This window comes from Halomonas salipaludis (genome assembly GCF_002286975.1).
GTDB classification, from domain to species: domain Bacteria; phylum Pseudomonadota; class Gammaproteobacteria; order Pseudomonadales; family Halomonadaceae; genus Franzmannia; species Franzmannia salipaludis.
The window spans coordinates 45832-61421 of sequence record NZ_NSKB01000009.1 but is presented as its reverse complement, the minus strand read 5'-3'; the positions used below and the strand labels follow the sequence as shown (position 1 = coordinate 61421).

Here is a 15590-nt window from a genome sequence, read left to right as displayed (position 1 = left end):
AAATGGTGTCACACTCCCGTTTCGAGTACCCAACATCATGGCCGACAAGCCCCTGCGAGACCTGCGTCTCGATACTCCGGCGACGTCCACGCCGGCCCCCCGCGTCGAGTTCCCCTGCGACTACTCGCTGAAGATCGTCGGCGATGCCAGCGACGATTTTCACGATACCGTGGTCGCGGTGGTAGAGACGCATGCACCCGGCTTCGACCGTGAGTCGATCCGCGTCGTCGACAGCCGCAACGGCAAGTTCCAGTCGGTGCGCCTGACCATCGTCGCCACCGGCAAGCCCCACCTCGAGGCACTGTTCGCCGCGCTCAAGGCCACCGGCCGCGTCCACATGGTGCTGTAGATGAGCGAGCATCCCGTCGCGCCTGTCCAGGTCTACCGCCTGGGCCGCCAGCCGTACCTGCCGGTGTGGCAGGCGATGCGCGAGCTGACCGATACGCGCGACGCCGAGACCCCCGACCAGTGCTGGGTGGTCGAGCACGATCCGGTCTTCACCCAGGGCCAGGCCGGCAAGCCCGAGCATCTGCTGATGCCCGGCGACATCCCGGTGGTACAGACCGACCGCGGTGGCCAGGTGACCTATCACGGCCCCGGCCAGCTGGTGGTCTATCCGCTACTCGATGTGCGCCGTACGCGGCTCGGCGTGCGCGAGCTGGTGACCGCGCTGGAGCAGGCGGTGGTCGGCGTGCTGGGGGATCTGGGGATTGCGGCTATGGCGCGGGCGGACGCCCCGGGAGTCTACGTGGGCGAGGCCAAGATCGCCTCACTGGGGCTGCGCATTCGTCGCGGCGCCAGCTTCCACGGCGTGGCGCTCAACGTCGATGTCGACCTCAGCCCGTTCTCGCGTATCAATCCCTGCGGCTATGCCGGCATGGCGATGACGCGTATCAGCGACCTGATACCTGCGGCGCCGGACGCGGACAGCGTGGCGCGTGGCCTGGTACGCCATCTGGGCGCCCAGCTGGGGCGCGATCTGGCTTGGGCAGCACCCGGCGAGCTACCGGAGCACTGCCGTCTGCAGCAGGGGCTCAGCTTACCTGCGTGACCGGAATCAGGCCGTCATCCGCGGACGCCTGCTGGCCGGGCACCTTGGCCGGGGCGGCCAGCCCCAGGTTGTTCTTCTCGAAGACCTTGTCGGCGCGGTAGCTGGAGCGAACCAGCGGCCCCGAGGCGACCTCCATGAAGCCCTTCTCGAGCCCCAGTTGACGGTAGCGCTCGAACTCCTCGGGCGTGACCCAGCGCTCCACCGGCAGATGGTTCTTGGTCGGGCGCAGGTACTGGCCGAGGGTAACGATGTCGACGCCGATCTCGCGCAGGTCGTCGAAGGTGGCGAGGATCTCCTCCTCGGTCTCGCCGAGCCCCAGCATCAAGCTGGTCTTGGTCAGCACCTCGGGCTTGTGACGCTTGGCAAAGGCCAGCACGTCGAGGGTCTTGCGGTAGCCGGCGCGGGGGTCGCGCACGCGCTGGGTGAGGCGCTCGACGGTCTCGACGTTCTGGGCAAACACCTCGAGGCCGGAATCCACCACGTCGGCGATGGCGTCGTGCACGCCGTCGAAATCCGGGGTCAGGGCCTCGACCACCACCTCCGGTGTGCGCGCCTTGATGGCGCGGACGCAGGCGGCGTAGTGGCTGGCGCCGCCGTCGTCTAGGTCGTCGCGGTCCACCGAGGTCAGCACGATGTAGCGCAGCCCCATCAACTCCACCGACTTGGCGGTATTCTGCGGCTCTTCATGATCGAGCCAGCCGCGCGGGTTGCCGGTGTCCACCGCACAGAAGCGGCAGGCGCGGGTGCATACCGAGCCCATCAGCATGATGGTGGCGGTGCCGTTGCTCCAGCACTCGCCCATGTTGGGGCAGTGCGATTCGGCGCACACCGTGCTCAGGCGGTGCTCGCTGACGTTGCGCTTGACCGCCTCGAAGCGTTCGCCGCCGGCGATCTGGATGCGCAGCCAGGGCGGCTTGCGGCCGTTGCTGACGCCCTCGTGGGGCTCTGCTGCTTCGCTCTGCCTGCGCTGCTTGATGCCATCCTTGATCACGGACATGCCGTGCTCGTTGCGGAATTTGGCCCCGCTGGAAACGGCTTGCGACGGCTTGTTGCTCATAGCGATTCGCGCCTCTCTGTTCGCTGCCCGGGCGGCGTCACCCGAACCAATATGGGCGCCACTTTAGCATAAGGTCGGGGGTGGGTTCAGCCGCCCTGGCCGCTCGGAACTCTTGGCTTGCCCCACCGTGCCTCGAGCTCGGAACTAACCCGTCGGCAGGCCTACGAGGAGGCGCTGTAAACCCATCCCTGGGCGCTACCTTGCGCCCTGCTGCGCTCTCGCATCCTGCTCCGCTTGCAGGACCGGGGCTGGCCATCCATGGCCAGCCCGTTCGGAGGAATCCTCCTCACCCATGGCGCAAACCTCCTCTCCGACCTGCCCCCGGCGTCCTCGCAATCGGCACTGATGGCGGCGGATCAGTCCCGAGCGGTGCTTGCCCAAATTAACTGCCTTGTGCCTTGGGTACCGGCAGGCAGACCACCGAGTGGCCGCGGTGGGGCGTCAGCGGGGCGCTGAAGTGGGCGTTGAGCTCCGGCAGCAGCTCCTGGACGAAGCGCAGGAACAGCTCGGTGAGCGGCGAGGGGTGGCGGTCCTTGGGATACACCGTGCACCACGAGCGGCGCAGCGGAAAGCCGGGCAGCGGCGGCGAGGCGAGCAGCCCGCCAGCCAGTTCCAACTGGACGGCCAGGCGCGGCAGCACCGCTACGCCGAGATGCGCCATCACGCCCTGCTTGATTGCCTCGTTGGTGCCCATCTCGATGGTGTGGGCCAGCGTCACCCGCTCGCGTGAGGCGAAGTCCTCGAAGGCGCTGCGGGTGCCGGAGCCGGGTTCACGCATCAGCACGTAGTGGTGAGCGAAGTCGTCGAGGGTCGGGCTGGGGCTGTGCATCAATGGGTGTTCCGGCCACACCACCGGGATCATCTCGTTGTCGAGGATCGGCATGAAGGTGAGGTTGGGGTCATCGGGCACCATGCCCATGATCACCAGGTCGTCGCGGCGCTCGGCGAGGCGCTCCAGGGCCTGGCCGCGGTTGCATACCCGCAGGCGAATCTGCACCTCGGGGTAGAGGGCGCGAAAGCGCGCCAGGATATACGGCACCACGTACTGGGCGGTGGAGACCGCCGCCAGGTTGAGCTCGCCGCGGATGCTGCCGGCCATCTCCGAGAGCGCCATCTGCAGGCTCGAAACCTGACCGAAGATCGACTGTACCGAACTCGCCAGGGCATCGGCGGCGGGCAGCACGTGCAAGGTCTTGCCGGCATACTTGAACAGCGGCTGCTCGAGGGCCTGCTCGAGCTGGCGGATCTGCGCGCTGACTGCCGGCTGCGTCAGGCCGAGCTGCTCCGCCGCCCGCGAGTAGGACTGCTGGCGGTGCACGGCCTGGAATACCTGCAGCTGGCGGAAGGTCAGGCGGTTGAGCAGACTGGGTCGCGTCATCGAGGCGTCCAAGCGGTGTCGGTTATGACAGAATAGGGCAAGGGCCTGTCGACGTTCATCGCAGCCGCGATGAACGTCACCAGGCCCTTGTGAAATACTATCAATTTTGCCGGGGTGGGTCGCCATGTTCCACAAGCTGCTGATCGCCAACCGCGGCGAGATCGCGGTGCGCATCGAGCGCGCCTGCGCCGAGATGGGCATTCGCTCGGTGGCGGTGTACACCGAACCGGACCGTTTCGCACTGCACGTCAAGCGCGCCGACGAGGCCTACTTCATCGGCGATGACCCGCTGGACGGCTACCTTGACGCCCAGCGCCTGGTCGACCTGGCCCGTGAGACCGGCTGCGATGCGCTGCATCCCGGCTACGGCTTTCTCGCCGAGCAGGCTGATTTCGCCAGGCTGTGCGCTCAGACGGGCATTGCCTTCATCGGCCCGGATGCCGAGGTGATCGCACGCATGGCTGACAAGAGCGGCGCACGGGAGACCCTGCGCGAAGCGGGCATCCCCGTCACGCCCGGCTCGCGGGCGCCGCTGGCAAGCGCCGAGGAGGCACTGGCGCTGGCCGAGGCGCTGGGCTACCCGGTGATGCTCAAGGCTAACCACGGCGGCGGCGGCCGCGGCCTGCGGCGCTGTGACGACCCAGCCCAGCTCGAGCAGGCCTGGGGCCAGGTCGGCGAGGAAGCCGATGCACGTTTCGCGAGCGGTGCGCTGTTCCTCGAGAAGTGCCTGGTCGGCAGCCAGCATATCGAGGTGCAGGTGCTGGCCGACCGCCACGCCAGCGTGATTCACTTGTTCGAGCGTGACTGTTCGATCCAGCGCCGCAACCAGAAGCTGATGGAGATCGCCCCCAGCCCGCGGCTGACCCCCGAGCAGCGCGCCTACGTCGGCCAGCTGGCGGTGCGCACGGCGCGGCTGGTGGGCTACGAGAACGCCGGTACCGTGGAGTTCCTGGTGCGGGGCAACGAGATCTACTTCATGGAGATGAATACCCGCATCCAGGTCGAGCATACCGTCAGCGAGGCGGTCACCGGGGTCGATATCGTCCGCGAGCAGATCCGCATCGCCTACGGGCTCAAGCTGGCGTTTCGCCAGGAGGACATTCGTCACCACGGCTACGCCATCGAGTTTCGTATCAATGCCGAGGACCCCAAGAACGACTTCCTGCCGTCGTTCGGTCGTATTACCCGCTACTACGCCCCGGGGGGGCCGGGGGTGCGCACCGACACCGCCATCTATACCGGCTACCGCCTGCCGCCGCACTTCGACACCCTGTGCCTCAAGCTGATCGTGTGGGGCATGACCTGGGAGGAGACCCTCGACCGCGGCGTGCGCGCGCTCAACGACATGCGTCTGCATGGCATCAAGACCACCGCGCCGCTCTACGAGGAGATCCTCAAGCACCCCGACTTTCGCCGCGGCGACTTCGATACCGGCTTCGTGCTGCGCCACCCCGAGCTGCTCGACTACTCGGTGAAGCGCAATCCCGACGAGGTGGCGCTGGTGGTGGCTGCCGCCATCGCCGTCCACGCCGGCCTATGAACCACCGCCCTGACAGGGAGACAGACATGCCCGCCAACCCCGACTCCCGCGTGCGCCTCAGCGATGTGGTGCTGCGCGACGGCCACCAGTCACTGATCGCCACGCGGCTGCGCACCGACGACATGCTGCCGGTGTGCCCGGCGCTGGACGCCATCGGCTTCGAGTCGCTGGAGGTGTGGGGCGGGGCGACCTTCGACGCCTGTGTGCGCTTCCTCAAGGAGGACCCCTGGCAGCGCCTGCAGCGACTCAAGGCGGCGCTGCCCAACACGCCGCTGCAGATGCTGCTGCGTGGCCAGAACCTGGTCGGCTACCGCCACTACGCCGATGACGTGGTCGAGGCCTTCGTCGCGCGTGCCGCGGCGGGCGGCATCGATATCTTCCGGCTGTTCGACCCGCTCAACGACCTGCGCAACCTGGAGACCGCCATGGCGGCGGTCAAGGCGGCTGGCAAGCACGCCCAGGGCGCGCTCTGCTATACCGTCAGTCCGGTCCACGACCTGGAGATGTACGTCAGGGATGCCCGCCGGCTGGTGGCGATGGGCGCCGACTCCATCGCCATCAAGGACATGGCCGGGCTGCTCACCCCCTACGCCACGGCCGAGCTGGTCGCAGCACTGCTGGATGCCGTCGAAGTGCCGGTGCATCTGCACGCCCACGCCACGTCGGGGCTGGCTGCCCAGTGCCATCTCAAGGCGGTGGAGGCGGGCTGCCGGCACCTCGACACCTGTTGCGCGGCCTTTGCCGGCGGCGCCAGCCACCCGGCCAGCGAGGCGATGGTGGCAACCTTCCACGACACCGACTACGACACCGGCCTCGACCTCGAGGCGATCAAGGCGGTCAGCGACCGGCTGCGCGAGGTGCGTCGCGAGTACGCAGGGTTCGAGAGCGAGGTGACCCGCGAGGACATCGGCGTGCTGGTCAGCCAGGTGCCCGGCGGAATGATGTCGAATCTCGCCCACCAGCTGCGCGAACAGAATGCTCTGTCGCGAATCCGCGAAGTGTTCGACGAGATCCCGCGGGTGCGTGCCGATCTCGGCTATCCGCCGCTGGTCACGCCGACCTCGCAGTTCATCGGCTCCCAGGCGGTGACCAACGTGCTGACCGGCGAGCGCTACAAGACCATCAGTAACGAGATCAAGCGCTACCTGCTGGGCGGCTACGGGCGCCCGCCGGCCCCCGCCGACCCTGAGCTGCGGCGCCGGGCGGTGGGCCAGGAACCCGCCGAGCAGGGCCGACCGGCGGATCTGCTGCCGCCCGAGATGGCGCGCTTTCGCGCCGCGATCGGCACGCTTGCCGAGAGCGAAGAGGACGTGCTGACCTATGCGCTGTTTCCCGATATCGGGCGCGACTTCCTGCAGGGGCGTCGCGACGGCAGCCTGATCCCTGAACCGCTGCCGGCGCCGGACGTCGGCCAGCGGCCGGTCAGCGAGGGCACCCCCACCGAATTCGTGATCGACGTTCACGGCGAGTCCTACGACGTGCAGATCACCGGCGTGGGCCGCGACCGTGGCGGACGCCGCCAGGTCTACCTGACCCTGGACGGCATGCCCGAGGCGGTGGTCTTCGAGCCCCGCGACCGCTACCAGCCGCCGCCCGAGAGCGGCCGCGCCCGTGCCAGCGGCGCCGGCCACGTGACCACTGCCATGCCAGGCAACATCGTCGACGTGCTGGTGGCCGTCGGCGACCGGGTCGAGGAGGGGCAGGCGGTGCTGATCACCGAGGCGATGAAAATGGAGACCGAGCTGCACGCGCGGCGCGCCGGTACGGTGATCGCGCTGCACGTGGCACGCGGTGAGCGGGTGATGCCCGGCGAGGTGCTGGTGGAGATCGAGTGAACGTCCGACTGGCGAGCGTCAGGCGAAAAGACTAGGCTATATTGCAATGCAGCATGGTGGCATACTGATTGCCAGCAATGCCATTGTCGCGGCTCTTTGCAAGAAGCGCTGGAGGTAGGTCGAAGAGGAGGTCTACCGCCAATTCAGCTTCGAGCAGTGCTGCTATCTGCAATGGCGCAACCCCTTTTCGCCGCTATGGAGTGATCCCATGCTACCGGCCGCTAGTTCCATGATGAATGCGTCGCTTGCGCTGTTCGATCCCCTCGGCATCGGTCGCGCCAGCGTCGACTACTGGCGCGACAGCCTCGAGCGCAGCGTGCTCTACCTCGACGTGATGCGCCAGCGGGGCAATCAGTATCTCGAGCATATGGAGCAGACCAAGCCCAATGTGCTGGGCTTCGAGTCCGAGGTGTTGGTCGACGGCCGCGATATGCCGCGACCGGTCAACTACGAGCTGATGCGCATCGTGCCGCCGGCCGGAATCGAGGTCGACTCGCTGGCGCGCCCGTTCGTGGTGGTCGACCCCCGCGCCGGCCACGGTCCGGGCATCGGTGGCTTCAAGCCCGACAGCGAAATCGGCGTGGCGCTGCGTGCCGGGCATCCGTGCTACTTCATCGGCTTTTTGCCGTTCCCTGTGCCGGGCCAGAGCGTCGAGGATGTGGTCGACGCCGAAATCGCCTTCCTGCGCGAGGTGATCGCCCGCCATCCCGATGTCTCGGAGAAGCCCATGGTGGTGGGTAACTGCCAGGCTGGCTGGCAGATCATGATGGCCGCGGCGCTGGAGCCCGAGGTGTTCGGTCCGATCCTGATCGCCGGGGCGCCGCTCTCCTACTGGGCCGGTGAGCGGGGCCGTGCACCGATGCGCTATACCGGCGGCATGACCGGCGGCAGCTGGATGACGGCGCTGGCCGGCGACCTTGGCGCCGGGTTGTTCGACGGTGCGCTGCTGGTGCAGAACTTCGAGAAGCTCAATCCGGCCAACACCCTGTGGGACAAGCAGTATCGGCTCTACGCCAACGTCGACAGCGAGGCCGAGCGCTACCTGCAGTTCGAGCGCTGGTGGGGCGGGCACGTGGTGCTCGGCGCCGAAGAGATCCAGTACATCGTCGATAACCTGTTCATCGGCAACCGCTTGAGTACCGCTGGGCTATCGACCCGCGACGGACGGCGCATCGACCTGCGCAACATCCGTTCGCCGATCGTGGTGTTCTGCTCCAAGGGCGACGACATCACGCCGCCACCCCAGGCGCTGGGCTGGGTGCGCGACCTCTATGCTGACGTCGAGGATATCTACGCCCACGAGCAGACCATCGTCTACTGCGTGCACGACACCACCGGCCACCTGGGCATCTTCGTCTCGGGCAGCGTATCGCGCAAGGAGCACACCGAGTTCACCGCCAATATGGACTACATCGACGTGCTGCCGCCGGGCCTCTACGAGACCCAGGTCACCGAGCGCACGCCGTCCGGCGAAGATGAGGCGCATATCGACGGCGACTATCTGCTCGAGTTCACCCCGCGCGATGTCAAGGAGCTCGATGAGATCGTCCAGCCCAGCGACGAGGATGACCGCCGCTTCGCTACCGTGGAGCGGGTCTCGCAGATCAACCTGGGGCTCTACCAGATGCTGCTGCAGCCGTGGCTCAAGGCGGTGATGACGCCGGAGGCGGCGCGCTGGATACGCCGCATGCACCCGATCCGCCTGGCCTACAAGCTCTACTCCGACCGCAACCCGCTGATGGCGCCGGTCCCGGTGCTCGCCGAGCGCGTGCGTGCCGAGCGCCAGGTAGCGGCAGCCGACAACCCCTGGCGCATGGCCGAGAGCGTCGCCAGCGACCATCTCAGTGGCAGCCTCGACGCCTACCGCGAGCTGCGCGATGGCCTCACCGAGAAGCTGTTCATGGGCTGGTACGGCCAGCCGTGGCTGCAGACCGTGGCTGGCCTTGGCATCGGCGGCGAGCCGCTGCGCCGGCGTCCCGGCATCGAGCCGGAGCATCGCCGTTTCGTCGATAACCGTCAGGCCGAGCTGTGCCAGCGTATCGACCAGGGCGGCGGCCACGAGGCGGTGATGCGTGCACTGATCTACGTGCTGGGTGGCGCGCCCTCCACCGACGAGCGCAATTTCCAGCGCCTCAAGGCGTCGCGGGCCGAACTCGAGCCGGGCCTCAAGCTGGCCGACTTCAAGACGCTGGTGCGTGACCAATTCTTTATCCTCAAGCTCGACCGCGCGCGGGCCCTGGCGGCCATCCCGACGCTGCTGGCCAGCTGCAGCAACGCCGAGATCGATGAGCACCTCGAGCATCTCGAGCACGTGCTGGCGGCCAGCGGCCCCCAGGCCGACGGCGTCAATGAGCGGCTCGACGAGGTGCGTGGCTACTTCGCCGCGGCGCGTCCGGCGCCGCCAGAGACCAAGCCGGCTGTCGCTGCGCCGGTTGAGAAGCTTTCGGGCGCTGAGAAGACTCCGGCTGCTGAGAAGGCGCCGGTCGAGAAATCAGCGCCTGCTGAGAAGACTCCGGCTGCTGAAAAGGCAGCTCCGGCCGAGAAGACTCCGGCTGCTGAAAAGGCAGCTCCGGCCGAGAAGACGTCGGCTGCCGAGAAGGGGGCGCCTACCAAGAAAGCGCCTTCTGCTCAGAAGAAGCCAGCGGCCAAGCCGCGTGCTCGCAAGGCGCCGGCAGATAAGCCCAGCGGCAAGGATTGAGCAGCCGCAGCCGTTTCAGCGAGTGCCTAACGACAACGCCGCCCCTAGGGGCGGCGTTGTCGTGTAGATGGCGCTGTCGTTTTCTTGCCTGTCCGCGTCAGTCGGCGCGGGCGCTGACCCAGGCTCCAGCGTCGGGGATGGCGATGTCCACTTCCTCGCCAACATAGGGCGAGGAGATCAGGAAATCGGCGCTGGCCGCATTGCAGGCCACCGGGATGTTCCACAGCGCGGCCAGACGCAGCAGCGCCTTGACGTCGGGGTCGTGGGGCTGGGGGGCGAACGGATCCCAGAAGAAGATCAGCAGGTCGAGGCCTTGCTCGGTGATGCGCGCGCCGATCTGCTGGTCGCCGCCCAGCGGGCCGCTCATCAGTCCTTCCACCTCGAGGCCGCGCTCCTTGGCGATGCGCCGCGCGGTGGTGCCGGTGCCGACCAACTGGTGCTGGGCCAGGGTCGTCTGCCAGCGTTCTACCCAGGCCAGCATTTCATCCTTCTTGCCGTCGTGGGCGATCAGTGCAATGCGCTTGCGGGCGGGCAGGGTACGGCTGGCCTGCTGGGCCGGGCGCGGGTCATTGTCGGGGAGGAGGCTCATGGCTCACTGCACCTCGAGAATCTTCAGGGTATTGGTGCCGCCGTGGGCGTTCATATGGTCGCCGCGGGTCAGGATCATCAGCTGGCCGGCTTCGACAATGCCGTGATTCTTGAGAATCGCCATGGCGTGCTGGTTGAGTTCGCCGGGATCCAGCTCGGTGCTATCGAAGGGTAGCGAGACCACGCCGCGGTAGAGCGCCATGCGCCGCTGAGCGGTGGGGCTGTGGGCCAGGCCGACGATCGGCAGCCCCGAGCGAATCCGCGAGGCGATCAGCGGTGTATAGCCGGTGGCGGTCATGCAGGCGATGGCGGCGACACCCTCGAGGTGGTTGGCGGCGTACATCGCCGACAGCGCGATGGTCTCGTCGATCTGGGTGAAGCCTTCGTGGATGCGGTGGCCTGATTCCTGGGCGGTGCGCTCGCGCTCGGCGCCCAGGCATAGCCGATGCATCGCCTCGACGGTCTCCACCGGATAGTCACCGGCGGCGGTCTCGGCGGAGAGCATCACCGCATCGGTGCCGTCGAGCACCGCGTTGGCGACGTCGAACACCTCGGCGCGGGTCGGCAGCGGCGACTCGATCATCGACTCCATCATCTGGGTTGCCGTGATCACTGCGCGGTTGAGGGTGCGGGCGCGCTTGATCATGCGCTTTTGCACGCCGATCAGCTGGGCGTCACCGATCTCCACGCCGAGGTCGCCACGCGCTACCATCACCGCCTCGGAGGCGAGGATGATGCCGTCGAGGGTGGCATCGTCGGCCACTGCCTCGGCGCGCTCGACCTTGGCTACCAGACCGATCTCTTTGCCGGCTTCGCCGAGCAGGTCGCGGGCCTCCTGCATATCGGCGGCGGAGCGCGGGAAGGACACCGCGAGGTAGTCGACGCCAATGTCGATGGCGGTCTCGAGATCGGCCTTGTCCTTGTCAGTGAGCGCCGCGGCGGAGAGGCCGCCGCCCTGCTTGTTGATGCCCTTGTTGTTGGACAGTTTGCCGCCGACGACCACCGTGGTGTGGACCTCGTCACCCTGGATCGCGCTGACCTCGAGCACCAGCCGGCCGTCGTCGAGCAGCAGGCGGTCGCCGACGGCGACGTCGGCGGCCAGGGTCTTGTAGTCGCAGCCGACCCGGGTGGCGTCGCCGGCGTCGCTGTCCAGCGCCATGTCGAGAATGAAGCTGGCGCCCTCATCCAGGGTCACTGCGCCGTTGGCGAAGCGCGCGATACGGATTTTGGGGCCCTGCAGATCCCCCAGGGCGGCGACGCTCTTGCCGAGGCGCGCGGCGATCTCGCGGACCCGGGCCAGGCGGCGGCGGTGGTCATCGGCGGAGCCGTGGGAGAAGTTGAGGCGCACCACGTCGACGCCAGCCTCGAGCATGGCCTCGAGTACGCCGTCGCGGTCGCTGGCCGGTCCCAGTGTGGCGACGATCTTGGTGCGGCGGATAGCGTTGAGCGGGGCTGTCGACATCTGTCTCTCCTGAAGGATAGTGCCGGTGAATCAGTGGCCTATGCGCTCTCGGCACAGGCTCGGCCGGCGTGCTTAGTATTATGTAGTGATTTTACTACATGATACTACACCAAGGGCTCGACCCGGGGAAACGTCTTGCCGAGCCCAGTCCCGGCGGTCTAGGGTCAAAGGGCCGTGGCGCCTCGACGCCAGTGCTGAGACTGGCGCGGCTTCTGGCACTGGGTTAGGGTAGGCGCATTTTTCCAACGCCGCGTAGTACATGTAGTAGTACGTGTGGCGAACGACTCGCAGGTCCAGGGCGTTGGCCCGGACAACAGGAATGTGGAGCACTATGGGCAAGTCACTGGTCATCGTCGAGTCGCCGGCCAAGGCCAAGACGATCAATAAGTACCTCGGCAACGATTTCATCGTGAAGTCGAGCGTGGGTCATATCCGTGACCTGCCGACCAGCGGCTCGGGCAAGGCGGCCTCCGACCCCAAGGAGCGCGCCCGCCAGGCCGCGGCGACGCGCAAGATGTCGCCGGAAGAGAAGGCGGTATACAAGAAGCACAAGTCGTGGGATCAACTGATCCGGCGCATGGGCATCGACCCCGAGCATGGCTGGGAGGCGCACTACGAGGTGCTGCCCGGCAAGGAGAAGGTGGTCGCCGAGCTGCAGAAGCACGCTGAGAAGGCCGACGCGGTCTATCTGGCGACGGATCTGGACCGCGAAGGGGAGGCGATTGCCTGGCACCTTCAGGAGACCATCGGCGGTGAGCCCTCGCGCTACAAGCGGGTAGTGTTCAACGAGATCACCAAGAACGCCATCCAGGAGGCCTTCAAGGCGCCTGGCAGCCTCAATATCGAGCGCGTCGAGGCGCAGCAGGCGCGGCGCTTCCTCGATCGCGTGGTGGGCTTCATGCTCTCGCCGCTGCTGTGGGCCAAGGTCGCCCGCGGGCTCTCCGCCGGCCGCGTGCAGTCGGTGGCGGTGCGTCTGATCGTCGAGCGCGAGCGCGAGATCCGTGCCTTCGTGCCCGAGGAGTTCTGGGACGTCCATGCCGACCTGGCAGTGGCCGACGACGCCAAGGCCGAGCCGATCCGCTTCGAGCTGGTGCGCCAGGATGGCAAGGCCTTCCGGCCCACCTCCGAGGCCGAGACCCTCGAACGCATCGCCGCGCTGCGCAAGGCGAGCCTGGCGATTACCGCGCGGGAGGACAAGCCGACCCGCTCCAAGCCCAATGCACCCTTTATCACCTCGACCCTGCAGCAGGCCGCCAGCGGCCGCCTGGGTTTCTCGGTCAAGAAGACCATGACCCTGGCCCAGCGCCTCTATGAGGCGGGTTACATCACCTACATGCGGACCGACTCCACCAATCTCTCCAAGGATGCGGTGGATGGCGTGCGCGAGCATATCGAGCAGGCCTACGGCAAGCGCTACCTGCCCGAGGCGCCCAACCGCTATTCCAGCAAGGAGGGCGCCCAGGAGGCCCACGAGGCGATTCGCCCCTCCGACGTCAACCTCAAGGCCAGCGACCTTGCCGGCATGGAGCGTGACTCCGAACGGCTCTATGAGCTGATCTGGCGCCAGTTCGTGGCCTGCCAGATGACCCCGGCGGAGTATCTGTCCAGCACCCTGACGGTGGAGGTCGACGGCTATGAGCTGCGCGCCAAGGGCCGGGTGCTCAAGTTCGACGGCTATACCCGGGTAATGAAGCCGTCGGGCAAGAACGAGGACCAGTCGCTGCCCGACCTCGCCGAGGGCACGCCGATGACCCTCGAGCAGCTCGATCCGCAGCAGCACTTCACCAAGCCGCCGGCGCGCTTCACCGAGGCGAGCCTGGTCAAGGAGCTGGAGAAGCGCGGCATCGGCCGGCCGTCGACCTACGCCTCGATCATCTCGACCATCCAGGACCGCGGCTACGTCAAGCTCGAGAGCCGGCGCTTCTATGCCGAGAAGCTCGGCGATATCGTCACCGAGCGTCTCAAGGAGTCGTTTCCCGATCTGATGGACTTCTCGTTCACTGCGCGCATGGAGGACGGCCTCGACGAAGTCGCCGAGGGCGAGCGCAACTGGCAGGCGCTGCTCGACGCCTTCTATGCCGAGTTCAAGAAAGAGCTCGAGATCGCCGAGAGCGAAGATGGCATGCGCCCCAACCAGCCGGTGCCGACTGGCATCGACTGCCCGACCTGCGGGCGCAAGATGCAGATCCGCACCGCCTCCACCGGGGTCTTCCTGGGCTGCTCGGGCTATAACCTGCCGCCCAAGGAGCGCTGCAAGACCACCATCGACCTGATCCCCGGCGAGGAGGCGGTCGCCGCCGACGCCGGCGAAGAGGCCGAGACCGAGGCGCTGCGCGCCAAGCACCGCTGCCCCAAGTGCGGCACGGCGATGGACAGCTATCTGATCGACGAGACCCGCAAGCTGCATATTTGCGGTAACAGCCCAGACTGCGACGGCCACGAGGTGGAGCAGGGGCGCTTCAAACTCAAGGGCTACGAAGGCCCGGTCATCGAGTGCGACAAGTGCGGCAGCGAGATGCAGCTCAAGAGCGGCCGCTTCGGCAAGTACTTCGGCTGTACCAACAGCGAGTGCAAGAACACCCGCAAGCTGCTCAAGAGCGGCGAGGTGGCGCCGCCCAAGATCGACCCGATTCCGATGCCCGAGCTGGCCTGCCAGAAGGTCGACGACCACTACGTGCTGCGCGACGGCGCCAGCGGCCTGTTCCTGGCCGCCAGTCAGTTTCCCAAGAACCGCGAGACCCGCCCGCCGCTGGTCAAGGAGCTCAAGGCCCACGCCGAGGAGCTGCCCGAGAAGTATCACTTCCTGCTCGAGGCGCCCAGCGAGGACCCGGACGGCCGGCCGGCGCAGATCCGCTTCTCGCGCAAGACCAAGAGTCAGTTCGTGATGACCGACGAGGACGGCAAGGCCACCGGCTGGAAGGCACTCTACGAGAACGGCAAGTGGCAGGTGGAGGACAAGCGCAAATGACCCCGCGCGGGCGCACCAATCAGCTGCTCTACCAGGCCGAGCTGCTGCTCGCTCAGACGCCGGGTGACGACGAACACGCCTCGGCACGCCGCATGGCGCAGGAGGAGGGCGCCCTGGCGCTGCTCGAGCTGGCCCTGAATGCCGCGCTGCGCGAACTCACCGAGCACGCCTTGCTGGCGCGCCACGACTGGCGCGAGCTGCTCGCCGACGACAGCCCGCCGCTGGCCGCCCTCGAGCACCTGCGCGAGCTGGCGCGCCGCGACGGCAGCTGGCTGGATGTGTTGCTGGCGCGCCTCGAGGCGCTGCACGCCGTGGAGGGCGCGGCACGCCGTCAGCCGCCGCGCAGCGGCCTGATCGTCAGCGCCGCCCAGCACAGCCTCGCCGACGAGCTGGGCGAGGCCCTCGCCGGGCTCAAGGCGACCCTTGCCACCCTGCGCGAAACCAGCGAGGAGTGGTGACCAAGGCTATCGCTATTGCCCTTAGACGAAGGACGCCGGGGACAGGCAGAAGAGGAGGTTTCAGTGGTGACGCCGCGCCGCCCTAAGTGGTAGTCTGGCCATCAAGACGACGACCATGGTCCTTGCCCTGGTCGTTTTTTGTTGTCACCGCTAGTGTCCCCACGCTGGGAGAGAGGTCGCCGTGTCTGATACCGCTATCCTGGAAATCGTCGAGCTCAGCGACGGCGAGATCGTGCTGCGACCCGCCGAGGGCGAGGGCGAGCCGCTGATGCGCATTCGTTTTTCCGAGGAGGCCGCCGAGCTGCTGCGCCAAAGCCGCTTCGAGGTCGCCCAGGAGATGATCGACCACGCCATTACCCGCAGTAAACTGTGGCAGGAAGAGAGCGACGACCAGGCCTTCCCCGCCACCCTACACTGAGTGAACGCTGCGCAATTTACGATCGAGCCCGCCGTTAACCGGCGGGCTTTTTGCTGGTAGCACCAAGGCAAGGGCACCGTTCTCCCTTTCAGGGTTGGCCTTCTCGGGCCGGCTGGTAAAATTCAATCACTCGTTTA

General features: G+C 67.1%; 12 protein-coding genes. 8 read left to right on the top strand and 4 right to left on the bottom strand.

Annotated features, from left to right (window positions below; all coding sequences use genetic code 11):
• Nucleotides 1-37 precede the first annotated feature (37 nt).
• Nucleotides 38-349 (top strand): HP0495 family protein, encoded by a 312-nt coding sequence (locus tag CK498_RS21220; RefSeq protein WP_095622857.1) that lies wholly within the window; start codon nucleotides 38-40, stop codon nucleotides 347-349.
• The gene (lipB, locus tag CK498_RS21215; RefSeq protein WP_095622856.1) at nucleotides 350-1051 is read left to right on the top strand and encodes a lipoyl(octanoyl) transferase LipB; all 702 of its coding nucleotides are present in this window, start codon (nucleotides 350-352) and stop codon (nucleotides 1049-1051) included.
• On the opposite strand, the gene lipA is transcribed toward lipB, so the two are convergent.
• On the bottom strand, nucleotides 1035-2108 hold the full coding sequence (gene lipA / locus CK498_RS21210; protein WP_095622855.1) for a lipoyl synthase: 1074 nt from the start codon (nucleotides 2106-2108) through the stop codon (nucleotides 1035-1037). The two genes, lipB and lipA, sit on opposite strands and share 17 nt — an antisense overlap.
• 382 nt (nucleotides 2109-2490) lie before the next feature.
• Nucleotides 2491-3486, bottom strand: coding sequence for a LysR family transcriptional regulator (locus CK498_RS21205; protein ID WP_095622854.1), 996 nt, complete (start codon nucleotides 3484-3486; stop codon nucleotides 2491-2493).
• A gap of 124 nt (nucleotides 3487-3610) precedes the next feature.
• Between CK498_RS21205 and CK498_RS21200 the strand changes: the two genes are divergently transcribed.
• The 3 genes from CK498_RS21200 to CK498_RS21190 all read left to right on the top strand — a co-directional run bounded on the left by CK498_RS21200 (nucleotide 3611) and on the right by CK498_RS21190 (nucleotide 9559).
• Nucleotides 3611-5026 carry an acetyl-CoA carboxylase biotin carboxylase subunit gene (locus CK498_RS21200; RefSeq protein WP_095622853.1) on the top strand — a complete coding sequence of 472 codons (1416 nt, stop codon included), beginning with the start codon at nucleotides 3611-3613 and terminating at the stop codon, nucleotides 5024-5026.
• Nucleotides 5027-5052: 26 nt separating this feature from the next.
• Nucleotides 5053-6861 (top strand): sodium-extruding oxaloacetate decarboxylase subunit alpha, encoded by a 1809-nt coding sequence (gene oadA / locus CK498_RS21195; RefSeq protein WP_095622852.1) that lies wholly within the window; start codon nucleotides 5053-5055, stop codon nucleotides 6859-6861.
• Nucleotides 6862-7069: 208 nt separating this feature from the next.
• Complete coding sequence (locus tag CK498_RS21190; RefSeq protein ID WP_095622851.1) at nucleotides 7070-9559, top strand: DUF3141 domain-containing protein; 2490 nt, start codon at nucleotides 7070-7072, stop codon at nucleotides 9557-9559.
• Between the two features lie 97 nt (nucleotides 9560-9656).
• Here CK498_RS21190 and CK498_RS21185 read toward each other — a convergent pair whose 3' ends face one another.
• Together CK498_RS21185 and pyk are read right to left on the bottom strand one after the other, a co-directional pair.
• Complete coding sequence (locus CK498_RS21185; RefSeq protein ID WP_095622850.1) at nucleotides 9657-10148, bottom strand: methylglyoxal synthase; 492 nt, start codon at nucleotides 10146-10148, stop codon at nucleotides 9657-9659.
• A 3-nt stretch (nucleotides 10149-10151) separates the two neighbouring features.
• The gene (gene pyk, locus CK498_RS21180) at nucleotides 10152-11609 is read right to left on the bottom strand and encodes a pyruvate kinase (RefSeq protein ID WP_095622849.1); all 1458 of its coding nucleotides are present in this window, start codon (nucleotides 11607-11609) and stop codon (nucleotides 10152-10154) included.
• 331 nt (nucleotides 11610-11940) lie between these two features.
• On the opposite strand from pyk, the gene topA reads away from it, so the two are divergent.
• The 3 genes from topA to CK498_RS21165 all read left to right on the top strand — a co-directional run bounded on the left by topA (nucleotide 11941) and on the right by CK498_RS21165 (nucleotide 15453).
• Nucleotides 11941-14577 carry a type I DNA topoisomerase gene (gene topA / locus CK498_RS21175; protein WP_095622848.1) on the top strand — a complete coding sequence of 879 codons (2637 nt, stop codon included), beginning with the start codon at nucleotides 11941-11943 and terminating at the stop codon, nucleotides 14575-14577.
• Nucleotides 14574-15035, top strand: a complete 462-nt coding sequence (locus CK498_RS21170; RefSeq protein ID WP_095622847.1) for a DUF6586 family protein — start codon at nucleotides 14574-14576, stop codon at nucleotides 15033-15035. The genes topA and CK498_RS21170 overlap by 4 nt, the downstream gene beginning before the upstream one ends.
• A 181-nt stretch (nucleotides 15036-15216) precedes the next feature.
• Nucleotides 15217-15453 carry a hypothetical protein gene (locus tag CK498_RS21165; RefSeq protein WP_076747509.1) on the top strand — a complete coding sequence of 79 codons (237 nt, stop codon included), beginning with the start codon at nucleotides 15217-15219 and terminating at the stop codon, nucleotides 15451-15453.
• Nucleotides 15454-15590: the final 137 nt, after the last annotated feature.